Origin of the sequence: Iodidimonas nitroreducens (assembly GCA_000710935.1) — a bacterium.
Lineage (GTDB): Bacteria > Pseudomonadota > Alphaproteobacteria > Sphingomonadales > Rhodothalassiaceae > Iodidimonas > Iodidimonas nitroreducens.
The window spans coordinates 13,044-38,474 of the sequence record BAYV01000001.1; the positions used below are offsets into that span (position 1 = coordinate 13,044).

Below are 25,431 nucleotides of genomic sequence, written 5' to 3' on the forward strand. Positions count from 1 at the left end.
CCCTTCCTGTTTTCACCGCCGCACAAGCTCCAGCGGAAGGCCGCATTTCGGCTTGGTCAGGGGCATGATCTGGAATTCGGCCTGATAATCGGGACGATCAAGCCTGATGCGCCAATGACGCAGCAGATGAAACAGGATGATCTTGGCCTGCATGGTGGCGAAATGCAGCCCCAAACACATATGCGCCCCGCCGCCAAAAGGCACATAGGCATATTTATGGCGTTCGCGCACCCCGCCTTCATCGGAAAAGCGCATGGGATCAAAGCGTTCGGGATCGGGCCATAAGCTGCGCATCCGATGCACGAAGGTGGGGGAAATGCCCACCAATGTGCCCTTGGGGATTTCATAGCCGCCAAAGTCCACATCCTTGATGGTCATTCTTGGCAGGGCAGGCACCGGGGCATTCAGGCGCATGGCTTCCTTGAAGGCATGATCCACCAGTTCCAGCCTGCCCAGATCCTCATGATCGAGATGATCGGTGCCAAGGCCGGCGCACTCATCGGCCAGCCTGTCTTGCCAATCGGGGTTTCGCCCCAATTCATAGATTAAGGTGGTCACCGATGAGGTGATGGTATCATGGGCGGCCATCCACAGAAAATTCATGTGATCGATGATCTGCTGATCGCTGAAACCTTCGCCCTTTTCATCCGTGGCATTGCATAAAAGGCTGAAGGTATCCGATCCCGATGTGCCCCGCCTTTGGGGGATCAGGCGGCCAAAAAATGTGCCCATCGCCCGCCGCCCGGCCACCCCCCGACCATATAAAGTGCCGGGCAAAGGATAGCGAAACATCGCCATCGAAGCCGCCACCATATCGGAAAGCGCTTTATTCACCGCCGCCGCTTCCGCGCCCGGCGCCATCCCTAAAAAAACATCACTGGCCATATCAAGGCTCAGGGTTTTGATGGCATCATAAAACAAAAACCGCCCACCCTTGCCCCATTGATCGATGCGCTGGGGAATACCCGCATTGAGCCGGGTGCAATAATGGCGCATGGCCGGGGTTTTAAAGGCGACCCCCATGATTTTGCGATGGGCGCGATGAACATCGAAATCGAGCAGCATCAGGCCGCGCGGGAACAGATCCTTTAAAAACAGCATCCAGCCCTGTTCCGATGACAGGGCCTTGTCGCGGTCGAGGAAAAAGAATTCATTGGCCTCAGGGCCGATCAGCGAAACCTGATCGCGAAAAAGGATATGATGGCGATAAACCGGGCCATAGCGATCCAGCATCCGCTGCGTATAGGCGCGGGGATCGCGAAAATCTTCCAAGGTATTGCCCAGAATGGGCCAGCCTTTTTCGCCGGGGATGTGATCGAGCCGACCGGCTTTCGATGGTCGCCGCAGCTTTGCAGGGAGACTGGCCATAAAAGGATCTTTCGCAATGAAACCCGATCCCACTATACGCGCTTCCGCCGCTGCCCTCAGCCACCAGAACCGGCGTGATCAAGGGGCGGGCGCTTTCACCGAAACCGGCATCACACAGCGCGGTCGGCATCGAGCGCCAAAGCCAAAGCCCCCAAGGGGCCGGCGCGTTCCCCAAGGCCGGGGGGCATGATCACATCCACCAGATCGCCATCATGGGGCGGATTGGTGAGATAACCATTGAGCCGGGCTTTGGTTTGAGCGCGCAGGGCTTCAAACAGGCTGGCGCGTTTCATCACCCCACCCCCCAGCAAAATCCGCCGGGTGGACTGCATCAGGATCAGATTGGTGGTGAGCACCGACAAATAACCCGCCTCCATCGTCCAGGCGGGATGATCGGCGGATAAAGCCTGTGCAGGCGTTCCCCAGCGGGCTTCAATCGCCGGCCCACAGGCCAATCCTTCAAGGCAATCGCCATGAAAGGGGCAATGGCCTTCATAAGGATCGCTCGTAAGATCATGGGGAACCGGGATATGGCCCAATTCACCATGCATCACCCCGTGCACCAAAGCCCCGCCCGAAACGATACCGCCACCGATGCCCGTGCCAACAGTGATATAGGCATAATCCGAAAGGCCCTGCGCCGCCCCCCAGCGCCCTTCCGCCAAAGCCGCGCCATTCACATCAGTATCGAAAACCACCGGCACCCCCAGCCCGGCCTTGATCGCACCGGCCAGATCGGTGCCGGTCCAGCCCGGCTTGGGGGTTTTGAGCACATGGCCCCAATGGGGGGAATGGGGATTGATATCCACCGGCCCGAAACTTGCCAGCCCCACCCGTGCCAAAGGCCCAAGCTGGGAGTGATAGCCTTCAAAAAAGGCGAGAATATCGGGAATGGTTTCATCCGGCCTGCGCGTGGGCAATTCGATCTGGGCGCGAATATCATCCGGGCCTTTGCCGATCAGGCAGATGATCTTGGTGCCCCCGGCCTCGATCGCCCCATAAAGCGCGCTATCCGTCATGCGTTCGTCTCCTCAAGCCAATGGCAAGCATAAGGGGCCAGCACCAGATCGTCGAGCCCATCAAACCGGCTTTGGCTCAAGCGGTCTTTTAAGGGAAAGCGAAAGCGCGCGGCGATCACCTCATCAGCGGTGATGATCTGAGGGCTGGCGCTGAAATTGGCCAGTAAAAGCAGCCGCCCCCGCGCGCCCGAACGCCGCATCACGAAAATATGGGGATTGGCTGCCGACAAAGGCCGCGAAGGCGTATCCCCATGAAGGGCAGGAAAATCCGCCCGGCAATCGATCAGATGGCGGATCGTGCTATAGATCCTGTGGGTGAGGCTGCCCTTTTCATGGCGTTCATCGGCCTTGGCCCAATCCATGGTTGGGCGATGCAGCCAGCGGGTATCGGCGGCTTTTTGCGGATCGCCCTCGAAACTGTGATCATTGAGCATCCCCAATTCATCGCCCATATAAAGCAGCGGAATGCCGCCAAAAGCAAAGATGATGCTGTGCAGCAGGCTGATCCGGGCCATAGCCTGCGTGATGGCCTGATCATTGCCCGCATCACATGCCGATTCCAGCCCGGCGAGGGACGCGAGCATCCCCGATGTGCCATGCACCGCGCGATCTTCGCCGGTTTGAAAGGATTGCCCCCGGGCAAAGCTGTTGGCGCTGCGACCGGCATAAAAATCCGATAAAAAGCGCACATGATCACTGGGGCCATCCCCTTGCCGTTCCACATCCAGCACCGGCCAGCCAATATCATCATGGCAGCGCACATAGGTGATCCAGCTTGTATTGGCGGGCGGCGATGGCATCCGGCGCAACATGCGGGTGAGCCGGTCAGCCCGGCCTTCCGCCAAAGCCGACCACAGCAAAACCATCAGGGTATTGTGATAGCCAAGCTGACATTCCTTGCCGGCATGGGCCCCTTCCCCCAGATAGGCGGTGAGATGTTCGGGGGCAACGATGGCTTCCGCCTTCAGCGCCAGCGCCGGAGCCGCGATCCGCAATAAAGCGCGAAAGGCCCGCAAAAGCTGATGCGCCTGTGGCTGATTGCGGCAATCCGTGCCCATGGCTTTCCACATGAAGGCCACGGAATCAAGGCGCAGCACCTCGACCCCGCGATTGGCAAGCTGCAGCATGATGCGCAGCATCTCGGCAAAAACCGCAGGATTGCTGTAATTCAGATCCCATTGATAGGGATAAAAGGTTGTCCATACCCAGCGATCCATTTGTGGGATATGGGTGAAATTCCCCGGCGCATTGATGGGAAAAACCTCATCAAGGCTCTGCTCATAAAGATCGGGCAGGCGGCGATCGGGAAAGCAATGATAATAGGCCTGATAGTGCGGATCGCCTGCCTTGGCCGCCTTCGCCCAGGCATGGCTGTCGGCGGTGTGATTGAGCGCCAGATCGCTGACAAGGCTGATGCCGCGATCCCGGCAGGCGGCCGCCAGCCTTTCCAGATCGGCCATGGTGCCCAGGCGGGGATCGATCATTTCATAATCCTCCACCGCATAGCCGCCATCATTTTCCCCGGCACAGGGCTTGGTGATGGGCATCAGATGCAGATAGGTGATCCCCATGTCTGCCAGATAATCAAGGCGATCCGCCACCCCGGCCAAAGTGCCGCCAAAGCGATCAGCATAGGCGGAATAGCCCATCATATGGGGCTTTTGGAACCAATCGGGGATATGCACCCTTTGCTGATCCAGCTTTTTGAGATCATCGGGCCGGGCGGCAAAGCCTTCGGCGATGATGTCGTAAAAGCGTGAAAGCCAATCATCATAATCGGGCTGCTGGCCGTAAAGCGCAAACAGGGCTTCTTCGGCATCTGAGGTAAAGAGTTCGGCCCGGATGGCAAACAAATCCCGATCACCTGCGGGCTGCTGATCGAGAAGGGGATGATGCACTATGGATTGGGAAAAAGACATGATCGATCCGTGTTGCCTTTTCGGGCGAACGCCCTCTTACAAGAATAAGAGCCGCAATCACAAGATCTCAAGGAGCCCAAGTGATTGCGGCTGACACGCATGTTGATCCTAGAAGCTATAACGCAAAGAAACCGAAGCCGTGCGGCCATTGATGGCCCGAGCCCGGATGATATTCTGCGCATTCGGGATGATCGATCCTTCTTCGGCTTCCGTGACCCCCAATGTATCGAACATATTGTTGATATTGGCGGAAATCAAAAGGCCATTCATGATTTCATAATTGGCAAAGAAATTCACCTGCGCATAGCCCGGCAGCTTCAATTCATTGTTGAATTGGGCAAATGAGCTGGTGGTGCCAATGATATTGGCGCCGATTGAAAAGCCATAATCAGTGTAGGATGGGGTGACCTGATAGATCAGATCCGCCTGCCTGCGCGGGATATTGCCCACCAATTCGGGTGAGAGATTATCCTCGATGATATCGGCATCGGTCCATGTCAAACCGGCGGTGATGTCGAACGGCCCATAGCTATAGGCGCCTTCCAGTTCCACCCCATAAGCGCGATATTTACGATCGATGAAGGTGAGGCGGGTGACCTCGAAATTCTGCTCTTCGGTTTTGGCATAAAAGAAGGTGCCGAAAAGATTAAGCCCACCCGTGCGCAATTTCACCCCGGCTTCGGTTTGTTTCACCGTATCCACCGCCGCATCCTGATCCAGAAGCGAGCCATCGGCCCCAATCGCCGGACCAAACAGCAGGCGATCGGCATTGGCGCTGCCGCCCCGGCTATAGCGGGCGAAAACCGCCAGATCATCATTCAAAAGATAATTGGCGCCAAAGGTGTAGGACGCAAAATCATAAGTATAATCAACCGGCGAGGGATTGGCCGTATCCACGAACGAGACATTTTCTTCAGGCCCGGTGATTTCACCATCATTGGTGATATCGAAGGGCCGTTGGACCGTGCCCGCAAAGGTGCCAGAGGCATCGCCAAAGGTCCAGCGCAGGCTGGCATCAAGGGTCAGATCCTCGATCACCCAGGATGCCGAGGCATAAGGCGAATCGGTATCATAATCGGTATTGAACGCCCGTGTGCAACAGCCGCCAAAGGGATCGCCGAAATTGGTTTGACCATTGAGGGTTTGGGCCACGCCATTGGCATCAAAAACATCGAGAAGGGCCGCTTCATCGCCTTTCACTTCCATCAGGAAGGAATTCCAGACCCAATCCATATCGATGTTCTGATTGGCCTTATAATAGCCGAATGTCAGATCAACAATACCGGCCTCATTGAAATCAAAGGATTTCTGAAGCCGCAGATCATTGGCGAAATTATTTAAATTATTCACATCCACATCAAAAAGCGCAATCTGCATGGCCAGACCATTGCCATTGAGCCCCGCGGGATTGCTGATCACCTGCCCCCCATTGGGGCCATTGGCAAAAGCAAGGGTTGCCCCGGCACCGCCAAATTGCTGGGCAATTGATGAGGCACTTCCAACCGTTGCCGGAAAGGGTGCGGTAAAGCTGCCGGAATTATCGGCATAGCGGCCCTTATTGCTGATCCGCCAATCATCGATCAGATCGAATTCAAACTCGATCCCCACGGCAGTGCTGAGAGAACGCAAACCATCGGTCACATCAAAGGTGCGGCGGTTGTTTTCCCCATCGAGCCCCGCACCGGTCAAAAGAAAAGGCGTGTGGGGGGTATCGGATTTGATGTTGAAATTTGCAACCGATTGGAAATTTGGGCTGCTATTGGTACCAGTCGCCAGCAAAGGCATGGGGAGGAAGGTGGTTTCCCGATCATTCAGATGCTTGAAAAAAAGGCGCACATAGCCATTATCGAAATCTTTGGTGATATTCGCCTTGATCTGCCCGCCATCATCGCCATTGAAGCCGGTATCGCGGGTGCCTTCACCCACCCGGTAAAAGCCGCCCACATGGAATCTGAGATCATCGGCCAAAGGCCCGCCATATTCAAAATCGATCTGGGTGCGATCAAAGCCGACGCCACGGGTGATCCCCACCGATCCGCCCTCAACATCCCCGGTTTTGCTGATCATATTGATCACGCCGCCCGGTGAATTCTGGGCAAAGGTGGAAGCCGAACCCCCCCGAATGGCCTGGATTTGCTGGATCGTACTATCGGCCTTCAGAAAATTATCGGCATTGCCAAAAGCAATATCGCCAAATTGCAAAACCGGCAGGCCATCTTCTTGTAAGGAGAGGAATTTTGCACCGCCCGTGGAGATGGGCAGGCCGCGCACGGCGATATTGGCATTACCGCCCCCGCCCGAGCTTTCAGATCGGATACCGGGGATATTGCGGAAAATTTCCGCGGTGGAGCGCGGTGCGAAATTGCGAATCTCTTCGGCGCTCAAAGAACTGGTGGAGACCGATGTGGTCATTTTGGTGCCACTGATGGGCACCGCTGTGACAACGATTTCCTCAAGCATCCCCACCCTTTGGGGGCGTGCGTCATTTCCTGCTTCATCATTATTTTCGGTTTGCCCAAAGGCCGGAAAGGCGGCCATGGCAAAGCCCGCTGCCGACAGCATCAGGGCTTGTTTGATATATCCTGGCATCATTTGATCTCCCCAAAGGTGATAAGGGCAAGGCATCCGTTTGGCCCGGCCGATCTGTTATCCTTAAAGCGCAGGATGGCTTCTTATGCGCTGCTTGCCTGTGCTTCTCTGAGCGGATCATGCATAAACTTGCAATCGATTGCAATAACATATCGACAGTGAAATGCAGTTTTAACGCACCAAAATACGCCAAAAACCCTTGATGTGGCTTAGGCGTCAGCCTTCGGGATGCTGTGCCGCAGTGCGAAAAGCTTCGCTGGAAAGCCTTTCGATTTCAGCCCAATTTTCATGCTGCACTGCACTTTTCGGGGCGATCCAGCTCCCCCCCACGCACAGCACATTGGGCAGGTTCAAATAATCGGCGGCTTTTGCCAGACCAATGCCGCCGGTGGGGCAAAACCGCACATCGGGAAAGGGGCCGAAGAAGTTTTTCACCGCCTGAACGCCCCCCGATGATTCGGCGGGAAAGAATTTCAAATGATCAAAGCCATGATCATTGGCGGCCATGATCTCTGATGCCGTGGCAATGCCCGGCAGCAAAGGCACGCTGGATCGCCGGGCGGCTTTGGCGAGATCGGCGGTGAGCCCGGGGCTGACCGCAAAGCGCACGCCTGCCTGCTCCACCCGGGCGAGATCATCAATCGTGCGGATCGTACCCGCGCCGATGATGGCCTCGGGCACAGAGCGGATCATCTGCTCGATAGCCAAAAGCGCCACATCGGTCCGCAAGGTGATTTCCAGAACCTTCAGGCCGCCCGCGACAAGGGCCTGCGCCAAAGGCACCGCCTGTTCGATCTTATCGATGGCAAGAACCGGGATTACCGGCGCAGTGGTCATGATGGTGTGAAGTGCAGATGACATGGGCTGAAGCCTTTGCAAAGATTGATCGCGATCAGGATAAGATGAAGGATGCGCCTTCTTCGGCGGTGTTGACGGCATGACGTGCCGCGCCGAAAAGATCACGGCCCATGCCAAATCGATTGCCCGTAAGATCGGGCCGGGTGATCGGGCGGGCCAGCAATTCGGCCTCGCTGATCTCCACATCAAGGCGACCGGCTTCAGCATCCAGATTGATGATATCGCCATCCCGGATCCGGGCAATGGGCCCTTCATCCAGCGCTTCGGGGGTGAGATGAATGGCGGCCGGAACCTTGCCCGAAGCCCCCGACATGCGCCCATCAGTGATCAGCGCCACTTTATAGCCCCGCTCCTGCAAAAGCCCCAGAACCGGGGTCATTTTATGCAATTCCGGCATCCCATTGGCGCGTGGCCCCTGATAGCGCACCACGGCCACGAAATCGCGCTCCAATTCGCCGCGTTTGAAGGCCTCGCCCAGTTCATTTTGATGATGAAACACCCGCGCCGGAGCCTTCACGGCGCGATGTTCGGGTGCCACAGCCGACACCTTGATCACACTGCGCCCCAGATTGCCCTGCACCAGAACCAGCCCGCCAGTGGCGCTGAAGGGATTATCCACGCCGCGCAACACATCAGGGTCGCCGCTTTTGAGGGGGGCCGGTTTGAACACCAGCTTATCGCCATCCAGCATCGGTTCACAGGCATGCTGCGACAGCGGTACCCCATGGATGGTTTCGATATCGCCATGCAAAAGCCCGGCATCCACCAGTTCCCGAATCAAAAAGCCGATGCCGCCTGCAGCATGGAAATGATTCACATCCGCCGAGCCATTGGGATAAATCCGGGTGAGCAAGGGCACCACGGCAGACAGATCGGCAAAATCGGTCCAGTTGAGTTCGATCCCCGCCGCCCGGGCAATCGCCACCAGATGCAAAGTGTGATTGGTGGAGCCACCGGTGGCCATCAGCCCCACAATGGCATTGACGATGGCCCGTTCATCAATCACCCGTCCCAAGGGCGTATAGGCATTGCCCAAAGCGGTGATCGCCGCCGCCCGCCGCGCTGTTTGGGCGGTGAGGGCATCGCGCAATTTGGTATTGGGATGGATGAAGGCCGATCCGGGCAGATGCACGCCCATCATTTCCATCATCATCTGATTGGAATTGGCGGTGCCATAAAAGGTGCAGGTGCCGGGGCTGTGATAGGATTGGGATTCGGCTTCCAGCAGATCGTCGCGGGTGGCTTTGCCCTCGGCATAAAGACCGCGAATGCGCGATTTTTCGTTATTGGGCAGGCCCGAAGGCATCGGCCCCCCCGGCACGAAAATGGTGGGGAGATGCCCAAAGCTCAGGGCTCCGATCATCAGGCCGGGCACGATCTTGTCGCAAATCCCCAGCGCCAAAACGCTATCAAACATATTATGCGACAAGGCAATGGCCGTGGCCTGGGCAATGATATCGCGCGAAAACAGCGAGAGTTCCATGCCATCCTGACCTTGGGTGACGCCATCGCACATGGCGGGCACGCCGCCCGCAAATTGCGCCGTTGCCCCCACTTCGCGGGCTGCCAGCTTGATCAGATTGGGAAAGCGCTGATAGGGCTGATGCGCTGAGAGCATATCATTATAAGACGAGACAATAGCGATATTGGGGCTTTGATCCGCCTTCAGGGCGGGCTTGTCTTCTTCTGCGGCGGCAAAGCCATGGGCCAGATTGCCACATGATAAGGTGCCGCGATTGGGGCCCTGCTGGCGCGCCGCCTCGATCCGTTCGAGATAATCGGTGCGGCGATCAAGGCTGCGCTCACGAATACGGGTCGTTACCTCTTGTAATGTATCATGCACCATCTCTCTCCTTCGTCACTGTTTTACGATCGAAGCGCGGCAGGAAATACCGCCTTCAAGGCACGTTTCCGGCTGCACCGGCGAATAAATGCCATAAGCCTTGGGCAAGGGGCGCGTGCCATCCGGCTCGAAGCCGAAATTCACATAAATCTGCGCCAGACTCATGCCCAGAAATCCGCCGCCCATCATCACCGCCAGATCGGCGCGCTCCACCAGGCTTTGCCGGATATCGGGCTGATAAGCCTTATCCCCGGTGATTGTCAGATGCGCGGCAAAGGCGCTATTGGCGGTCCAGCCGGTTTCATGATCCAAAGATAATCCCAAAAAGCCCAGCAGATCGCCCTTCTTACCATTGGCCAAAGGCACCAGAGCCCAATCGGCAGGAGCCTGTGTCGCTTCGCTTTCCGGCGCAGTGCGGCGCAGGGTGATGGTAATTTGCAAAGGCGGAAACACCAGCGGCCATTGGGCTTCCGGTAAAGGCTCCAGCGTCCCTTTTAGATCGGTTTCGGGCACAGATGCACTTTGCGCCAAAGCCAAAGATGCCATGAAACAGGCCAAGAGGATCGAACCCCAGCATAAGGGCGAGGCCGCCCCAAACGGCCCGAAGCGATCCTGTTTCAACCACATCACCTGCGTTAAACCTGTCAAAAGAGCCTCCACCCTAAGCCGGGGCAGCCATATGATTACGGCCTGCCGTCTTGTCGCCACCCATCATAAGCCCTCAAGGCGCCCAATGCACCTCAACAGGCACGCGGTTCTGCTGCAAAATGGCGCGGATGGGCATGGCCGCTTGATCATTGCCGGCCAGCGCCCGTTCATAGGTGGCGCGCTTATCATCCCCATTGATCATCAAAAGGATGAGATGGCTGTTCAATAAAGCCGACACGGTCAAAGACATGCGATCATAGGGAGCATCCTTGGGCAGCGTTCCGGGGGTGATGGCCCGAACGCGGGCCGGGCCTTCCGGATCAAGGGCTGCGGAAAGCGCGGCAGAGCCGGGAAAAAGCGACGCCGTGTGCCCATCATTCCCCATCCCCAAGAGCACAAGAGCCGCAGGCCAGGGAAAAGCCCGCAGGCGATCTTCGATCAAAGCTTCGCCGCCTTTGGCTTGGGGGTCATCGGTCACAAGGCTGATGAAGCGCGCATTTTGCGCTGCATTGTGCAAAAGATCGGCCCGCACCAGCCGTTCATTGCTGGCTTCATGATCGGGGGGCACCCAGCGATCATCGGCAAGGGTGAGGGTGATTTTTTCCCATGCGATCCTCTGATCCTTCAGGGCAGCAAACAAGGGCTTCGGGGTGCCGCCACCCGAAAGGATCAGGCCCGCCGCATTCCGCGTTTCAAGCGCTTCAGCCATGCGCATCGCCACCCGGCCCGCCAAAGCCCGGCCCATGCTGGCGCGATCTTCATAAGCCGTGAAAAGGGGTTCAATCATGCCAGCTATGTCCATAGCGTTCGGTGAGCGCCACAGAGGCCGATGGCCCCCAGCTTCCAGCCGCATAGGGCTTGGGCTTTTGCCCCAATTCCCGCCAGCCTTCGGCGATCTGATCCACCCATTTCCAGGCCGCTTCGGTTTCATCGCGGCGCACGAACAAAGTGCTGTTGGCATTCAACACATCGAGCAAAAGCCGTTCATAAGCGATCCGCCGCCGCCGCGAACGCGCTTCATCCGACATCGAGAGATCAAGGGAGACTTCCTGCAATTTCATGCCATCGCGCCCGAGCCCGGGCACTTTATTCATCATCAAAAGCTTGATCGTTTCTTCAGGCTGCAAACGAATGATCAGCTTATTGGACTGCAAAGTGAGATTGCTTTCTTCAGGGAAGATGGAATGGGGCACATCCTTGAACTGAATGAAAATTTCGCTATAGCGATAAGGAAGCCGCTTCCCCGTGCGCAGATAGAAAGGCACCCCCCGCCAGCGCCAATTATCGATATCGGCGCGCAGAGATATAAAGGTTTCGGTGGTGCTTTCGCCCTCGCCTTCCTCGAAATAGCCGGGTACGGCTTTGCCATCCACAGCGCCTGCGGTATATTGGCCGCAAACGGTTTTGAGCGCATTTTCCTGCTTGCTGATCGGCCGCAAAGACCGCAAAACCTTCAGCTTTTCATCGCGCACGGCATCGGCATCAAGAGAAGTGGGCGGCTCCATCGCCACCAGACACAAAAGCTGCAACAGGTGATTTTGCAGCATATCGCGCAGGGCGCCCGAATCATTATAATAAGACCAGCGACCCTCAACCCCCACGGTTTCTGAAACGGTGATCTGCACCTGTTCAATGCCATTGGCATTCCACAAGGGCTCGAGCAGGGAATTGGCAAACCGCAAAGCAATCAGATTTTGCACCGTTTCCTTACCCAGATAATGATCGATGCGATAAATCCGGCTTTCCGGGAAAACCGCCCCCACCGCATCATTCACCGCCCTGCACGATGTCAGATCATGGCCGATGGGCTTTTCCAAAACCACCCGGCTTTGGGGCCCGGCCAGATCATGCGCTTTTAATTGGGCGCACAGATCGCCATAAAAGCGCGGCGCGGTTGAGAAATAAAAGACCGCTTCGCTGCCATCCCTGATGCGCAAGGCAGCGGCCAGAGCCTCAAAACCGCTGCCATCGGTGGCATCCACCGACTTATAATCGACCTTTTGGGCAAAACGATCCCAAACATCGGCATCATAATATTTTTTGGGAATATGGCTTTTCAGGCGCTTATGCACCTCATCCAAAAAGGCATCGCGGCTCAGATCGCCCCGCGCTGCGCCAATGATCCTTGCATCATCAGCAAGATAGCCATCGGCTTCTAAAAAATAAAGAGAGGGAAAAAGCATCCGCATGGCCAGATCGCCGGTGCCGCCAAAAATGATCAGATCCGTGGGGCGGCCAGTGCCGGAACGGGATGTGCTATCAGCCTGCATAAATCTATCCTGCATTCGTCTCAGGGTTTTGGATCAACGGATCAGCGAAGATCATTGTCGCCAGAAAAGGCATTTAAGGGATTTTCAGCCATAAAAGAAGCGTTTGCAGCTTGCTTATGACATAAAATCTCTGATATGTGTATTACAATCGATTGCAAGATCAAGCACAGTCTTGTGAAGGTCTGTCTGATACTGACCGATCTGCGCATAATGCAAATTTTTGCGAATAATGCAAAAAAATGACTGGAACGTCGGTGTGCAGTGCCTGTAGCGTTTCGTTGCAGGCTATATAATCGACCTGTTGCCGCTTTGGCCTCGTCTAATTTGGCCCGGTAAGACTTTGGGGAGTGATATGGAACTGGGTATCTCGCTTCATCCGATCGATATCGGATTGTTGGTTGCGTATTTCGTGATCGCCATTTCCCTAGGGATTTGGTACGGGCGCAAGCATGAAACTGCCAGTGATTTCTTTCTGGCCGGTCGCGGCATGCTCTGGCCGATTATCGGGCTTTCGCTGTTTGCCTCGAATATTTCCAGCACCACTCTCGTCGGCCTTGCCGGATCGGCTTATTCCACCGGCATATCGGTGTTTAATTATGAATGGATGGCGGCGGTCGTTCTGGTGGTTTTTGCCGTGTTTTTCCTGCCGGCCATTTTGCGCTCGCAGGTCTATACGATGCCGGAATTTCTATCAAAACGCTTTGATAACCGGGCGCGCACCTATTTCTCGCTGCTCACTTTGTTTTTGAATATCGTCGTCGATACTGCGGGTGGGCTGTTTGCCGGGGCGCTTTTATTGCAGATGATGTTTCCCCAGCTCGATATCTGGACCACGGTCACCGTTCTGGCTGTGGCGGCGGGCATTTATACCATTGCCGGGGGGTTGGCGGCGGTGATGCTCACCGATGCCATCCAAGCGGTGTTGCTGGTCTTCGGGTCTGTTTTAATTACCATTTTTGCCCTTGATCAGGTGGGGGGATGGTCGGCGGTGCTGGCGGCGGTTCCAGCGGAAAAGCTTAGCCTTATCCGCCCGATCGGTGATCCCGGCGTGCCCTGGCCGGGGCTGATTACGGGCGTGTTTTTACTGGGCTTTTATTTCTGGTGCACCAATCAGTTCATGGTGCAAAGGCTGCTGGCAGCAAAAAATATCCATCATGGCCGCTGGGGGGCCTTGTTTGCCGGTTTGTTAAAGCTCCCGGTTTTGTTCATCATGGTCATTCCCGGCACCATTGCCATTCTGCTCTATCCCGATCTGGAAGATCCCAATCTGGTTTATCCCACCATGCTGGTGGATCTTTTGCCGGTCGGGATTCTGGGATTGGTATTGGCGGGTTTCGTAGCCGCCCTGATGAGCCAGATCGACAGCACGCTCAATTCCGCCTCAACCCTTGTGGTGATGGATTTCGTGCGCCGTATTCGCCCTGATCTCAATTCCCATCAATTGATGCGGGCCGGGCAGATTTCCACCTTTGTTTTTATGGTTCTGGCGGTTTTATGGGCACCGCAGATCGCCCGCTTTCAATCGATTTTTGAATATCTGCAAGCGGTTCTGGCTTATACTGTCCCGCCGATCGTGGCGATGTTCGTGTTCGGGGTTTTGTGGAAACGGGCGAATGCCTCGGGGGGTTTTGCATCGCTGGTCGTCGGCGGGCTGGCGGGGGCCGCTTTTTTCATTGTCAATGAAGTTGTGCTCGATGCCCCGGCCATCGGCTTTCTTTATGTGGCCCCGATCCTGTTTGTGCTCTCGAGCATCGTTTTAGTGATTGGCAGCCTTTTGACCCCGGCTCCGGCTTTGGAGAAAACCGAAGGTTTGATGTGGACCCCGGCCACCTGGCATGAAGAATCGGCTGATCTGGCGGGCTTGCCATGGTGGCAGAATTATCGCGTTCTTTCGGTGGGCCTGCTGGCCATCACGGCGGTGATCGTGATCAGCTTCTGGTAGGATCAGGGCTTGGCACCGCAAGAACCGCGGATCACCAGTTCGGGGGTCAGCATCACCGGGGCGGTGGCTTCGCCAGCGATTTTCGCCATCATCAGATCCACCAGAAAACGCCCCCCCTGCACGATATGCTGGCGAATGGTGGTGATCGGCGGATTATACCATGTGGCCAGGGCGATATCGTCAAACCCGATGATCGAAAGATCGCGCGGCACACTGATGCCCTGTTCCTGCAGGGTTTTGATCGCTGCCATCGCCAGCACATCGCTGGCCGCAACGATGCCATCCGGGGCCAGCCCGGATCGGGTCATATCGGCAATCACCCGATGGGCATCTTCGCGGGTGAAGCGGCTATCCAGCACCAATTGGGGATCGGCTTCCAAACCAGCGGCATCGAGCGCCGCCAGATAGCCCTGATAGCGCAAATCCACCTCGGGCCAATCGCGATGCCCCATGAAGGCAATATGGCGGCGGCCCTGATCAATCAGATGTCGGGTCGCCATCATACCCCCCGCCAGATTATCGCAGCCCACCGTGGTATAGCGCTGATCAGGAAGCCGCCCCCCCCAAACCACCATGGGCGCCCCGCTATCGGCCATCTTGTTCAGGGTTTGATGCTGGGTGGATTGGCCGATGATGATGGTGCCATCGGCGCGGCCATTATCCAAAGCCATGGCCGACCATTTGGGATTGGTGGCATCGGCGCGGCTGAGCAACAGATCAAAACCCCGGGCATTCAATGCATCGGCGATGGCCCCCAGCAATTCCATGAAAAACGGATCGGAAATCGGCTGTTGCTGAATGGCATCGATAGGGATGACAACGGCAATGGTGCCGGTGCGCTTCAAGCGAAAATTACGCGCCTGTTCATTCACCACATAATGATTTTGCCGGGCGATCTTGCGGATGCGATCTTTGGTTTTGGCATTAACCAGCGGGCTATCGGCCAAAGCGCGCGAGACCGTGGATTCCGAAACTCCGGCAAGCCGGGCAATATCCGCCATATTGAGATTATCGGATCGGGACAGATTCTTGAGGGACGTCATCGGGCGGTATCCTGATACAGAAAGCGGGTCACGGGAAGTGCCGCCACCCGCCGGACGCTCAAAAGGCATGACCTCCGAAAAGCGGCGGCCATGCCTTTTTTTCCTCAGTTTTTCGGCTTGATGAATTTCAAGGTCATGCGATCCGATTCGCCAATGGCGGCATTGCGGCGGCGTTCTTCATCGCTGTTCACCCGCAAAACCGGCGGCAGCCCCCACACCCCGATTTCATAATCCTTGGTATCTTTGGGATTGGCATTGATCTCGCTTTGCGCTTCCAGAACAAAGCCCGCCGCCTCGATCGCCTCGATCACAAAGCTCTGCTTTAAATAGCCACGCCGATCAGCAGGCGTATTGGGGCTGTCTTCATCCTCGCGATGCTGCACCACGCCCAAAACACCGCCCGGCTTTAAAACCGTGTAGAATTCGGCCAGGGCTTTATCGAGCACATCGGAATAAACCCAGCCATGAAGGCTGCGGAAGGCCAGAATGGCATCCACGCTGTTATCGGCGGCGAAATTGTCCTTGGTCAGCATGAAACGGGCAAAGGCCTTGTCGCCAAACAGTTCGCCTTTGGAGGCGATATAGCCATCGCGCCAGGCATGGGTGCGCGCCCGACGATCCGCATTATCATAAAGATGCGGCGGCAGATTAAGGGCAATATAGGTGCCTTCGTCCCGCACCAGATCCCCCAGAATTTCAGTATACCAGCCGGGTAAAGGCTCGGCCACCGTCATGCCGGGGGTGATGCCAAAGAATTCAAGGGTTTCAATAGGATGACGATATTGATCCCGGGCCTTTTGATCATCGGTGCGATAGGGATTTTCCGTCACCGCCTTTTCGATGGCCTGTTGATCCTGAGCAACAGCAGGAAGGGCGGTGGCTAAAAGCAGCCCGCTAAGCATAAGGGGTATGAGGCGCATGGTTTCTTCTCCTCCTTGGGGGGCCGGTGGCTGGCCTTGACATTGGCTTCTATTCTTTGTGGATCAAGCTACCCAAGCCGGGACGCCACCGCAAGGAAAAGGGGATCAGGCCCGGATGATTGACCCAAAATCGGCGGCTTTTATAGCCTCAACGCTGGAGCATCGATTGCGCCGCCTTCACCGCCGCTTCATCATCCAGATTGCGTGGCGGCACCATGACCCCTTTTTCCGCCGCAGGACGGCTGGCAATGCGCTCTGACCAGGCTTTCAGATGCGGCAGGCTATCAATTTCCAGCCCGCACCATGCATGGCTGCGCACCCAGCACCAATTGGCAATATCGGCGATGGAATAATCATCCACCAGATAATCGCGGCCTTCCAAGGCTTTATCCAGCACACTGTATAAACGCATGGTTTCATTCTGATAGCGGGCAATCACCGATGGGATTTTTTCGGGGAAATAGCGGGTAAACACATTCGCCTGCCCCTGCATCGGACCAAGCCCCCCCATCTGAAACATCAGCCATTGAATGACCTGGGATCGCTTTTTGCTGTCGGTCGGCAAAAGCTTGCCGGATTTTTCCGCCAGATACAGCATGATCGCGCCGGATTCAAAAACCGCGAAATCATCATTATCGCGATCAACAATGGCAGGGATTCGGCCATTGGGATTGATCTTTAAAAACCAATCTTCCTTTTGTTCGGCCTTCATCAGATCAATGGCATGAAGCTGATAATCAATCCCCATTTCTTCCAAAGTCACAGAGACCTTATAGCCATTGGGCGTGGGGGCGGTATAAAGATCGATCATGGAACAAGCCTTTCATTTGACGCTGATGTCGCTTCAACATAAGAGACAGCAGGAGCCTGTGCATCGCATATTCACGTTTTTGTGATCACAAGATCCGCCATCTGGAATGTCCGATATCCCACAGGTTCTTGTGCATGATTGATAAAGCGCTTTCAAAGCCAGCCTCCCGCGCTTTTGCCGCCCTGCTTTTGGGGGCGGTTGGGATTGGTTTTGCGCCGATTTTCGTCCGTCTTTCGGATGTGGGGCCGGTTTCCAGCGCCTTTTGGCGGATTGCGCTTTCTATCCCGCTTTTAATGCTGTGGCTGGCTTTGCGGCATATGCGCCGCCACCCCCCAAAGCCCCCTTCAGCGGTTCTTGATCCTGCTGTGGACGCCATTGGCGACTTGAAAGCACAGGGCCACAAGCTTTTGACACGCCATCGCGGGCTTTTGATCCTGTGTGGCCTGTTTTTCGCTGCCGATCTGGGGCTTTGGCATTGGTCGATCACCCTCACATCCGTTGCCAATGCCACTTTGCTGGCCAATCTGAACCCGGTTTTTGTCGCCCTGTTCAGCTTTGTTCTGTTCAAGGAACGCTTTAGCGGCCTGTTTTTGCTGGGCCTTATGGCGGCGATGGCGGGGGCGATCATCCTGATGGGGGTGAGCCTGCGCTTTTCCCCCGAACGGCTTCTGGGCGATGGCCTGGGGGTGGCCACGGCCTTAATGTATGCGGGTTATTTCATGACCGCATCCCGCCTGCGGGCGCATATCGGCGCTTTGGAGGTCTTGTTGTGGACCGCCATCGTCACCGCCCTCGCTCTTTTGCCGGTGGCCTATGGCAGCGGGGAAACGCTGTGGCCCGAAACCCCCCAAGGCTGGCTCATTTTATGGGGATTGGCGGTGATCTGCCAGATCATGGGCCAAGGCCTGATCATTTATGCGCTGGCGCATCTGCCCGCCGCCTTTTCCGCCCTCAGCCTTTTATTGCAGCCGGTGGTGGCCAGCCTGGCCGCCTGGCTTTTATTTGCCGAATCCATGGGCGGACGCGAATTGATCGGGGCCTTGATGGTGCTTTTGGGCATTGGGCTGGCGCGGCTTTCCACCCTGCGCGCCGGAAAAGCCGGATCTTTGCCATTGGCGCCAAAAGATAAGGGCGCCTGATCCCTTTGATCGGCGCCCCCATCCGGCACGAGATGCGACCTCAAAGCCGATCAGGCATCTTTTTTCAGTTCCTGCAGGAACCAGACGAGGATCAGGGCATCGCGCATGGCCCGCTGCTTTAAATTGGCGGCCCCGGCATGGCCCCCCTCGATATTTTCATAATAAAGCACATCATGGCCCTGTTCGATCATCTTAGCGGCCATTTTGCGGGCATGGCCGGGATGCACCCGATCATCGCGGGTGGAGGTGGTGAAGAAAACCGGCGGATAATCGGCTTTGGCCTTCACATTCTGATAAGGCGAATAGGTCTCGATCCAGGCGCGTTCTTCCGCGATATCGGGATCGCCATATTCCCCGATCCACGACGCACCGGCCAAAAGCTTGTGATAGCGCAGCATATCCAAAAGCGGCACGGCCGAAACCACAGCGCCAAATAATTCAGGATTGCGCACCATCGTCGCCCCGGTCAGCAGCCCGCCATTCGATCCCCCATAAATGCCCAGATGGGCCGGGCTGGTGAGGCCCGATTGCGCCAGATCGCGGGCAATAGCGGCAAAATCCTCATAGGCACGGGGGCGGTTTTCATTCAAAGCCGCCTTGTGCCAGCGCGGGCCGAATTCGCCGCCACCCCGAATATTGGCGACGGCATAGGCCCCACCCTGCTTGAGCCATTCAATCGCCAGGGGCGACAGATAAGACGGGGTGAGCGAAATTTCAAAACCGCCATAGCCATAAAGGATGGTGGGGGTGCTGCCATCCATCGGGGCATTTTTATGGACGATCAGAAAATAGGGGATTTGGGTGCCATCGTCGCTGATGGCGAAATGCTGGTTCACCTGATAATCAGCACTATCAAAGCGGGCTGGCATCGCATTGATCACTTTGGCCGCAGTGCCTTCCACCAGAAACAGGCTATCGGGTTCCAGAAAGCGTTCAAAATTGATCAGAAGCTGGCGATTATAATGGCCCGACGAGACCACCGACAAACTGCCGGTTTCGGGCAGCGCCACCGGGCTTTGGACCCAGCCATTATCATCATGCTGTGCCTTGATCAGGCGTCCGCGCACCTGATCGAGCATCGAGATATAAACCGCATCCCGGCTGATCGCGATATTTTCGATGGCGCGGGTTTCGGTGGGGGCGGCCAGAATTTCAAGGCCGCTCAGGTCATCGGCCAAAAGCTGATCAAGGGGCAGGGACACCGCCGCACCCGCCGGCGCACTTTGCCCGCCCGCATCCCATCCACTGCGCAAAAGGGCGATGATCCGGCCCTTATACAGTCCTTGGAAATTCACATCATCGGGCAAAGGCAAAGCCTTCAGCGTGCCATCCGCACCCACATGATAAAGGGTTTGATGGAAAAAATCGGGGGCTCGCGAAACAAAGATTTCAACCCCTTCCGGGCGATGGATCACCAACGGAAAGGTAAAGGCATCGGTTTCTTCGCTGGTGAAAATCGTGCGCGCATCGGCCAAAGGCGTTCCGCGTTCCCAGATGCGGATGGTTCGGGCATAGCCCGATGTATTTTTGGAGCCGCCATCAAGGGGGCTGGCGATCAGCAGCCGATTGGCATCAATCCAATCAATATTCTGTTTTTCTTCTTCCAGAAAAAAGCCGCCATCCACAAAAGCCCCGCGTTCGATATCATATTCCCGCATCACCACGGCATCGGCACCGCCACGGGATAAATTGATCATGCAGCGATTAAAATCGGGGGCAAGGCAATCAGCCCCTTTCCACACCCAATTCTGATCTTCGGCTTTGGCCAAAGCATCCAGATCGATAATGGTTTCCCATTCGAGATTGTTGCTTTGATAATTTTCAAGGCTGGTGCGCCGCCAGATGCCCCGCACATGGGTCTCATCCTGCCAGAAATTCCGCACTTCATCGCCAATGATCCGGCCATAGGGGATGCGGTCGGATGCAGTAAGCAGCTTCTCGGCTGCCGCCCGGATCGGCTCATAGCGGGGATCATCGGTCAGGCGCGCCAGCGATGTTTCATTTTTGCCACGCACCCATTCTAGGGCATCCTCGCCCTCGACGGTTTCCAGCCACAGATAGGGATCATCGGTGGCGGCAATCTGATCCTGATCCCGGCTGTTTTGTGATGTCTGCTCAGGCACGTTTTGCTGATCCTGCTCGGTTTGCTGGGGGCCGCCATCGCAGGCGGCAAGGCCGAAAGCGATGAGAACCGCTAAGCCCATTGATCGCGTGCGGCCGGAAAAGGGCGGATGCCATTGTCCATATCCGGCGGGCATTTGGCGGCGTTCGGTGATGCATATCCCCATGGTTTTATCCTTATGCTTTTGTTGCGATGGCTATAATGATGCAAGCAGGCGATTAAAGCGCTCTTTTCGTGCAATCTCAAAAAGAATCCTTGGCTTTGCGGATGGCACCGAAAATTTCGGCATCATTGGCGCTTTCCATCCCAAAATGCGCCCGGATTTCCGGGCTGTGGGGTCGAAGAAAAGGATTGGTGGCCCGCTCGATACCGATATTGGATGGCACCGTGGGCTGGCCCTCAAGGCGCAGGGCCTTCACCTCGTTCATCCGGGTGTGCAGGGCCTTGTTCCCCGGCTCGATCGTGAGGGCAAAGCGGCCATTGGCTTCGGTATATTCATGGGCGCAGCACATCAGGGTTTCATCGGGCAGGGCGGCCAATTTCGACAGGGATTGCCACATCTGCGCAGCCGTGCCTTCAAATAATCGCCCGCAGCCCAGCGAAAACAGCGTATCGCCGCAAAACAGCGCCTTTTCCTTTGGGAAATGATAGGCCACATGGCCAAGGGTGTGGCCGGGCAAGGCAATCACCTCGCCCCGAGCCTCGCCAATATGCACGCTTTCACCCTCGCGCACCCATTCATCGGCATGGGGGATGCGATGGCGTTCGGCATCGGGGGCGATCACCCGCGCCTGATAGCGATCTTTCAACTCTTTTGTGGCCCCGATATGATCGGCATGATGATGGGTGAGCAAAATAACATCGGGCGTCCATCCCCGCTTTTCCAAAGCCTTGATGACCGGAGCCGCCCAACCGGGATCCACCACCGCCACATGGCCGCTTTGGTTTTCGCGCAGCAGATACACATAATTGGCCAAGGGCTGTTCGATGAATACAAGCTCGATTGCGAATTCGGCCATCCTCACTCCCTTATGTTTTTGTGATATGTGATGTTGTCTCAAGCACGAAACCACCCTCGGCTGAGGGGATGGCCCGGCGATAAAAGCAGCTTTCATGGCCCACATGGCAGCAACCATCCCCATGCTGGTGTACCTCTAACCAGATGCAATCCTGATCGCAATCCACCCGCAATTCCACAACATCCTGAATTTGCCCCGATGTTTCGCCCTTTTTCCAAAGAGATTGCCGGGATCGGCTGAAATAATGCGCGATCCCGGTTTCAAGGGTAAGCTGCAAAGCTTCGGCATTCATATAGGCCATCATCAGGGCCTTGCCGGTTTTGTGATCCGTGGCAATGGCGGGGATCAGGCCATTATGATCAAAACGCGGGCTAAGCACCGGGCCGGTTTCAAGGGCCGTGGCATCATCTGGCGGCGGTGGGAAATAAGAGACGGGTTTTTCTGTCATGCCGCATTATTGCAAAATTCAATCCGCCTTGGCCAGCGTCATGAAGCGGGTAGCCAGATGCACATCTTTGGCAAAAAGCCCGGTCATGCGCTGGGTATGGGTTGAAACCCCCACCTTATGCACGCCCCGGCTGGCCATGCAGAAATGTTCCGCCGAGAGCCAAACCGCCACCCCGCGCGGGGCCAGCGCCCGATCGATGGCGCTGGCAATCTGCGCGGTCATGCGTTCCTGTACTTGCAGACGTTTGGCAAAAACATCGACCACGCGGGCGATTTTCGACAGGCCCACCACCCGATCAGACGGCAGATAAGCCACATGGGCGACGCCGATGATCGGCTCCAGATGATGTTCGCAGCGACTTTCAAAACGAATGCCCTGCAAAAGCACCATATCATCATAGCCCTCCACCTCATCAAAGGTGCGGGCCAGAATGGCATCGGGATCAAGATCATAGCCCCGGCCATGTTCAAGAAGGGCATCCACCACCCGGCGCGGCGTTTCTAATAGGCCCGAACGTTGGGGGTTTTCGCCCATGAAGGCAAGCAGGGTCTCGACCGCCTGCATCGCTGCCTGACGGTCGGGCCGCAGCTGGCCATTCAGCACATCATCGCCTCGGTTTTCATCAGAGATCGCTTTTGAATCATAGGGCCTGTGCAGGGCCGTCCCGTCCCGATCACCCGATGCCAGCCTGATCAGTTCATCCACGCTTTGCCCCTTTTCGTCAATTTTTTCGCCATCTTGCCGAGATTTTGCCCCAAGCAGAGGATCGAGTTACACCAAAACCAAGAATACGCAGGGAAGACCGCGTTGGATTGCGCCGCATCCCCTTTAACAGGGGCTACTGCCTAGGATGTGATGAGGCTTGGATTTTATCAGGCGGCAGCTTATCTGTGGGGTATGAACACTCTTTACAGCACCGATATCTTGCGTTTAGCGACGCAAATTCCTTTTACCGAGCGTTTGCTGACGCCCGATGTCAGTGTTGTGCGCACCAGCCGCATCTGTGGGTCGCGGGTTAGTCTTGATGCCTGTTTTAAGGGGGATCAGATCGCCCGGCTGGGGCTTGATGTGCGGGCCTGTGCCCTTGGTCAGGCATCTTCAGCCCTGGTGGCCCCCTTGCTGATCGGCCGAAGCCGGGATGACATCGCCCGGGCGGCCGCCGAATTTTCTCAGATGCTCACTCAGGATGGTGAGGCCCCGGCCCCGCCCTTTGATCGGCTTGCTCTGTTGGAACCGGTGCGGGCGCATAAGGCCCGTCATGCCTCGGTCATGTTGATTTTCGATGCGGCTTTGGCGGCTTTCGATGCCCGGGCCTCTATCTAGCGCTTAGGCGGATAGATCGGATCGATCAGACAGGCGCGCGGCCCGCTCAGGGCAATGCCGGTAAAAATGGCCCGGGTCAGCCGGGAATAAAGCACCCTATCGCATTGGGCATCGCCGCGCACAGCCGTGGCCTGAAACAGGGTTTCATAAATGCGAATGGATCGCGCAAGATCTTCGGATGTAATGGCCGCCATGATAAAATATTCCCACTGAAAAAAACGCGCCCCCCAGCACGACTCTCTGTGGCGATCTATCATCACAAATTCGTGATAATCAAGATTAATTTTCTGTAAATTACATCTTTAAAGAGATTATCTTATATTTTTAACGAATATCTCTCCTTTAAAGGGTAAATAATTTATCGGGCAAAACTTTGCGCGATGATCTGCTCCAACCATCTCTGGTCGGTCTCATCAAAATTTCCAAGCTGTTCGGAATCGACATCGAAAACGGCAATCAACCTGTGTGTGGCATCAAAAACCGGGACGACGATTTCCGATCTCGATCTTTGATCACAAGCAATATGGCCCGGAAAAGCATCCACATCGGCAACGATCTGCGTGCGCCCTTCGCTGGCTGCCCGGCCACAGACCCCTTTACCGAACGGGATTCGCAAACAGCCCAAACTGCCCTGATAAGGGCCAACCACCAGTTCGAGCGGTTTTTTGGGATCCACCATGTAAAACCCGGTCCAGAAATAAGTTTCAAAACCCTGCGCCAGAAGGCATGAGACGGTCGCCATGCGGGTGACGAGATTGTCCTCATGTTCGAGAACGGAGGCAATCTGCGCCGCAATCTCCTGATAACGGCGGTTTTTTTCGTCCTGCGTCATGAACGGCTCCGTTTGCGGGGCTATGGGGGAAGATGGTGGGCCCGGCAGGACTCGAACCTGCGACCAAACCGTTATGAGCGGTTCGCTCTAACCAACTGAGCTACAGGCCCCCAAATGTGCGAAAGGAACAAACAGGCGTCCCACATTCTGGCTCTAGATAGCAATGCCTGATCCCCGCGCCAAGAGCGATCTTGCAACAGCCTGATGCTTTCTGGTCCTTAGCGTTTTTCAAAGACCATGATCCCGGTCAGAAAAGCGGTGATGTGATCAATCTGAACAAGGCCATGGGCAGCAGCCAGCGCGCCAAGATCGGTTTTCAGATAGCTTTCATAATAGGGTTCGTGAAAGCGCGTGGGAAAGCGGGCCAGCAACCCATCAAAGGCGGGCTGATCGCCATATTGCAAAGAATCCGCCAGCACGAACAATCCACCGGGCTTTAAAACACGCGCAATCTCGGCCATCGCCTGGCGGCGGATTTTGGGGGGCAATTCATGAAACAGATAAACCGCGCTTAACCCATCGAACCGCGCCGGTTCAAAGGGCATGGCTTCCGCAAAACCGGCATGAAGGCGGGCGGATGGCACGGCTTTTTGCAAAACCGCCCCATAAGCGGGCGATGGTTCCAAAGCATTGAGCCGGGCATGGGGCAGGATCTGGCGCAGGGCTTTCAAAAATCGGCCGGTGCCGCTGCCGATATCCAAAAGCCGGGGCCGGGGGGTGATCTGCGGCTCGCGCCTTGATCCGAAATGTTTTTTAAAGGGCACCAGCGCCTGCCGGCGCATGGCATCGGCGGTGCCGCTGAACAAAACCTCAACCTGATGATCATAAAGCCGGGCACTGTCATCGGTGAGCCAACCGCCGCTTTGATAATGGAAATTCTGCAGATAATAGCGCGGATAGCGATCATCGGGGCTGACCTGCTTTTGCACATCGCTATGGCCATGCTGGCGGCGTCTTTTTGTAACGCTGGGCAGATCGGCAAAATAGCTGCGCAAAACGCCAAATGTTGTAAAGGGATTGTCGTCGATCAGCTTGGGCGACGGATAATAACCGGCGTCGATATTCGCCAGATCCTGCCGCACCAGATCGCGCATCGCCGCCCGGATCGCGGCTTTGGATGGCAGATCGGGGGCATCACGATCCCTGCCATCAGACCCCATGGACGGGTGATGATCGGTTTCATCATCGGCGCCCGCCAATTTTCGGGTCATCATATATTGGCTGGCAAAAAAGCCCATGCGGGCCGATTGTCCAACAAGATAGCGGGCTTTTTGCAGACGGGTGATCATGGGGCTATTCTGCGCAAAAAGCGGCCTTT

At 56.2% G+C, this 25,431-nt stretch carries 22 protein-coding genes and 1 tRNA gene; 3 read left to right on the forward strand and 20 right to left on the reverse strand.

All coding sequences use genetic code 11. The features are described 5' to 3' along the window. Nucleotides 1–12: 12 nt before the first annotated feature. The 9 genes from AQ1_RS00055 to zwf form a co-directional block, all read right to left on the reverse strand. Complete coding sequence (locus AQ1_RS00055; protein WP_042082736.1) at nucleotides 13–1,368, reverse strand: cytochrome P450; 1,356 nt, start codon at nucleotides 1,366–1,368, stop codon at nucleotides 13–15. Between the two features lie 110 nt (nucleotides 1,369–1,478). After that, complete coding sequence (locus AQ1_RS00060) at nucleotides 1,479–2,387, reverse strand: ROK family protein (RefSeq protein WP_042082627.1); 909 nt, start codon at nucleotides 2,385–2,387, stop codon at nucleotides 1,479–1,481. Further along, complete coding sequence (locus tag AQ1_RS00065) at nucleotides 2,384–4,306, reverse strand: alpha-amylase family protein (protein WP_042082630.1); 1,923 nt, start codon at nucleotides 4,304–4,306, stop codon at nucleotides 2,384–2,386. Before AQ1_RS00065 ends, AQ1_RS00060 begins: the two co-directional genes overlap by 4 nt. Before the next feature lie 108 nt (nucleotides 4,307–4,414). Next, nucleotides 4,415–6,895, reverse strand: coding sequence for a TonB-dependent receptor domain-containing protein (locus AQ1_RS00070; RefSeq protein WP_390624369.1), 2,481 nt, complete (start codon nucleotides 6,893–6,895; stop codon nucleotides 4,415–4,417). Between the two features lie 216 nt (nucleotides 6,896–7,111). Continuing rightward, nucleotides 7,112–7,756, reverse strand: coding sequence for a bifunctional 4-hydroxy-2-oxoglutarate aldolase/2-dehydro-3-deoxy-phosphogluconate aldolase (locus AQ1_RS00075; protein WP_042082632.1), 645 nt, complete (start codon nucleotides 7,754–7,756; stop codon nucleotides 7,112–7,114). 31 nt (nucleotides 7,757–7,787) lie between these two features. Next, the gene (gene edd, locus AQ1_RS00080; protein WP_042082635.1) at nucleotides 7,788–9,599 is read right to left on the reverse strand and encodes a phosphogluconate dehydratase; all 1,812 of its coding nucleotides are present in this window, start codon (nucleotides 9,597–9,599) and stop codon (nucleotides 7,788–7,790) included. A 12-nt stretch (nucleotides 9,600–9,611) separates the two neighbouring features. Next, nucleotides 9,612–10,244 carry a hypothetical protein gene (locus tag AQ1_RS00085; RefSeq protein WP_150006715.1) on the reverse strand — a complete coding sequence of 211 codons (633 nt, stop codon included), beginning with the start codon at nucleotides 10,242–10,244 and terminating at the stop codon, nucleotides 9,612–9,614. Between the two features lie 73 nt (nucleotides 10,245–10,317). Beyond that, nucleotides 10,318–11,031, reverse strand: coding sequence for a 6-phosphogluconolactonase (gene pgl / locus AQ1_RS00090; protein ID WP_042082639.1), 714 nt, complete (start codon nucleotides 11,029–11,031; stop codon nucleotides 10,318–10,320). Next, complete coding sequence (gene zwf / locus AQ1_RS00095) at nucleotides 11,024–12,514, reverse strand: glucose-6-phosphate dehydrogenase (protein ID WP_042082642.1); 1,491 nt, start codon at nucleotides 12,512–12,514, stop codon at nucleotides 11,024–11,026. Before zwf ends, pgl begins: the two co-directional genes overlap by 8 nt. Before the next feature lie 352 nt (nucleotides 12,515–12,866). Between zwf and AQ1_RS00100 the strand changes: the two genes are divergently transcribed. Beyond that, entirely contained in the window at nucleotides 12,867–14,456 is a 1,590-nt protein-coding gene (locus tag AQ1_RS00100; RefSeq protein WP_042082645.1) for a sodium:solute symporter, read from the forward strand. A gap of 2 nt (nucleotides 14,457–14,458) precedes the next feature. Here AQ1_RS00100 and AQ1_RS00105 read toward each other — a convergent pair whose 3' ends face one another. The 3 genes from AQ1_RS00105 to AQ1_RS00115 form a co-directional block, all read right to left on the reverse strand. After that, nucleotides 14,459–15,499: a LacI family DNA-binding transcriptional regulator gene (locus AQ1_RS00105; RefSeq protein WP_042082647.1), complete on the reverse strand. Its 1,041-nt coding sequence runs from the start codon at nucleotides 15,497–15,499 to the stop codon at nucleotides 14,459–14,461. A gap of 104 nt (nucleotides 15,500–15,603) precedes the next feature. Next, nucleotides 15,604–16,419 carry a class I SAM-dependent methyltransferase gene (locus AQ1_RS00110; RefSeq protein ID WP_042082650.1) on the reverse strand — a complete coding sequence of 272 codons (816 nt, stop codon included), beginning with the start codon at nucleotides 16,417–16,419 and terminating at the stop codon, nucleotides 15,604–15,606. A gap of 148 nt (nucleotides 16,420–16,567) precedes the next feature. After that, nucleotides 16,568–17,230 (reverse strand): glutathione S-transferase family protein, encoded by a 663-nt coding sequence (locus AQ1_RS00115; RefSeq protein WP_042082652.1) that lies wholly within the window; start codon nucleotides 17,228–17,230, stop codon nucleotides 16,568–16,570. A 134-nt stretch (nucleotides 17,231–17,364) separates the two neighbouring features. On the opposite strand from AQ1_RS00115, the gene AQ1_RS00120 reads away from it, so the two are divergent. Further along, nucleotides 17,365–18,369 carry a DMT family transporter gene (locus tag AQ1_RS00120; RefSeq protein WP_042082654.1) on the forward strand — a complete coding sequence of 335 codons (1,005 nt, stop codon included), beginning with the start codon at nucleotides 17,365–17,367 and terminating at the stop codon, nucleotides 18,367–18,369. A 50-nt stretch (nucleotides 18,370–18,419) separates the two neighbouring features. Here the strand turns inward: AQ1_RS00120 and AQ1_RS00125 are convergent, their stop codons facing one another. The 4 genes from AQ1_RS00125 to folE all read right to left on the reverse strand — a co-directional run bounded on the left by AQ1_RS00125 (nucleotide 18,420) and on the right by folE (nucleotide 22,588). Continuing rightward, the gene (locus AQ1_RS00125) at nucleotides 18,420–20,657 is read right to left on the reverse strand and encodes a prolyl oligopeptidase family serine peptidase (protein WP_462686896.1); all 2,238 of its coding nucleotides are present in this window, start codon (nucleotides 20,655–20,657) and stop codon (nucleotides 18,420–18,422) included. Nucleotides 20,658–20,733: 76 nt separating this feature from the next. After that, nucleotides 20,734–21,510: a hydroxyacylglutathione hydrolase gene (gene gloB / locus AQ1_RS00130; RefSeq protein WP_042082657.1), complete on the reverse strand. Its 777-nt coding sequence runs from the start codon at nucleotides 21,508–21,510 to the stop codon at nucleotides 20,734–20,736. Between the two features lie 10 nt (nucleotides 21,511–21,520). Beyond that, nucleotides 21,521–21,958 (reverse strand): phosphoribosyl-AMP cyclohydrolase, encoded by a 438-nt coding sequence (gene hisI, locus AQ1_RS00135; protein WP_042082660.1) that lies wholly within the window; start codon nucleotides 21,956–21,958, stop codon nucleotides 21,521–21,523. An 18-nt stretch (nucleotides 21,959–21,976) separates the two neighbouring features. After that, complete coding sequence (folE, locus tag AQ1_RS00140; RefSeq protein WP_042082742.1) at nucleotides 21,977–22,588, reverse strand: GTP cyclohydrolase I FolE; 612 nt, start codon at nucleotides 22,586–22,588, stop codon at nucleotides 21,977–21,979. 225 nt (nucleotides 22,589–22,813) lie between these two features. Here folE and AQ1_RS00145 point away from each other — a divergent pair, with 225 nt between their 5' ends. Continuing rightward, entirely contained in the window at nucleotides 22,814–23,281 is a 468-nt protein-coding gene (locus AQ1_RS00145) for an iron-sulfur cluster assembly scaffold protein (RefSeq protein WP_052370578.1), read from the forward strand. Here the strand turns inward: AQ1_RS00145 and AQ1_RS00150 are convergent. From AQ1_RS00150 to AQ1_RS00165, 4 genes are all read right to left on the reverse strand, one after another. After that, nucleotides 23,278–23,475 carry a hypothetical protein gene (locus AQ1_RS00150; protein WP_042082662.1) on the reverse strand — a complete coding sequence of 66 codons (198 nt, stop codon included), beginning with the start codon at nucleotides 23,473–23,475 and terminating at the stop codon, nucleotides 23,278–23,280. The genes AQ1_RS00145 and AQ1_RS00150 overlap by 4 nt on opposite strands. A gap of 164 nt (nucleotides 23,476–23,639) precedes the next feature. After that, nucleotides 23,640–24,113, reverse strand: a complete 474-nt coding sequence (locus AQ1_RS00155; protein ID WP_042082665.1) for a GAF domain-containing protein — start codon at nucleotides 24,111–24,113, stop codon at nucleotides 23,640–23,642. A gap of 33 nt (nucleotides 24,114–24,146) precedes the next feature. Then, nucleotides 24,147–24,223, reverse strand: a tRNA-Ile gene (locus AQ1_RS00160). A 108-nt stretch (nucleotides 24,224–24,331) separates the two neighbouring features. Further along, nucleotides 24,332–25,402 (reverse strand): class I SAM-dependent methyltransferase, encoded by a 1,071-nt coding sequence (locus AQ1_RS00165; RefSeq protein ID WP_042082667.1) that lies wholly within the window; start codon nucleotides 25,400–25,402, stop codon nucleotides 24,332–24,334. Nucleotides 25,403–25,431 lie beyond the last annotated feature (29 nt).

Coding starts and splice junctions, on each gene's coding strand:
- AQ1_RS00055 (WP_042082736.1), bottom strand. CDS start 1,368: ATGGCCAGTCTCCCTGCAAAGCTGCGGCGACCATCGAAAGCCGGTCGG.
- AQ1_RS00060 (WP_042082627.1), bottom strand. CDS start 2,387: ATGACGGATAGCGCGCTTTATGGGGCGATCGAGGCCGGGGGCACCAAG.
- AQ1_RS00065 (WP_042082630.1), bottom strand. CDS start 4,306: ATGTCTTTTTCCCAATCCATAGTGCATCATCCCCTTCTCGATCAGCAG.
- AQ1_RS00070 (WP_390624369.1), bottom strand. CDS start 6,895: ATGCCAGGATATATCAAACAAGCCCTGATGCTGTCGGCAGCGGGCTTT.
- AQ1_RS00075 (WP_042082632.1), bottom strand. CDS start 7,756: ATGTCATCTGCACTTCACACCATCATGACCACTGCGCCGGTAATCCCG.
- edd (WP_042082635.1), bottom strand. CDS start 9,599: ATGGTGCATGATACATTACAAGAGGTAACGACCCGTATTCGTGAGCGC.
- pgl (WP_042082639.1), bottom strand. CDS start 11,031: ATGATTGAACCCCTTTTCACGGCTTATGAAGATCGCGCCAGCATGGGC.
- zwf (WP_042082642.1), bottom strand. CDS start 12,514: ATGCAGGCTGATAGCACATCCCGTTCCGGCACTGGCCGCCCCACGGAT.
- AQ1_RS00100 (WP_042082645.1), top strand. CDS start 12,867: ATGGAACTGGGTATCTCGCTTCATCCGATCGATATCGGATTGTTGGTT.
- AQ1_RS00105 (WP_042082647.1), bottom strand. CDS start 15,499: ATGACGTCCCTCAAGAATCTGTCCCGATCCGATAATCTCAATATGGCG.
- AQ1_RS00110 (WP_042082650.1), bottom strand. CDS start 16,419: ATGCGCCTCATACCCCTTATGCTTAGCGGGCTGCTTTTAGCCACCGCC.
- AQ1_RS00115 (WP_042082652.1), bottom strand. CDS start 17,230: ATGATCGATCTTTATACCGCCCCCACGCCCAATGGCTATAAGGTCTCT.
- AQ1_RS00120 (WP_042082654.1), top strand. CDS start 17,365: ATGATTGATAAAGCGCTTTCAAAGCCAGCCTCCCGCGCTTTTGCCGCC.
- AQ1_RS00125 (WP_462686896.1), bottom strand. CDS start 20,657: ATGGGGATATGCATCACCGAACGCCGCCAAATGCCCGCCGGATATGGA.
- gloB (WP_042082657.1), bottom strand. CDS start 21,510: ATGGCCGAATTCGCAATCGAGCTTGTATTCATCGAACAGCCCTTGGCC.
- hisI (WP_042082660.1), bottom strand. CDS start 21,958: ATGACAGAAAAACCCGTCTCTTATTTCCCACCGCCGCCAGATGATGCC.
- AQ1_RS00145 (WP_052370578.1), top strand. CDS start 22,814: ATGAGGCTTGGATTTTATCAGGCGGCAGCTTATCTGTGGGGTATGAAC.
- AQ1_RS00150 (WP_042082662.1), bottom strand. CDS start 23,475: ATGGCGGCCATTACATCCGAAGATCTTGCGCGATCCATTCGCATTTAT.
- AQ1_RS00155 (WP_042082665.1), bottom strand. CDS start 24,113: ATGACGCAGGACGAAAAAAACCGCCGTTATCAGGAGATTGCGGCGCAG.
- AQ1_RS00165 (WP_042082667.1), bottom strand. CDS start 25,402: ATGATCACCCGTCTGCAAAAAGCCCGCTATCTTGTTGGACAATCGGCC.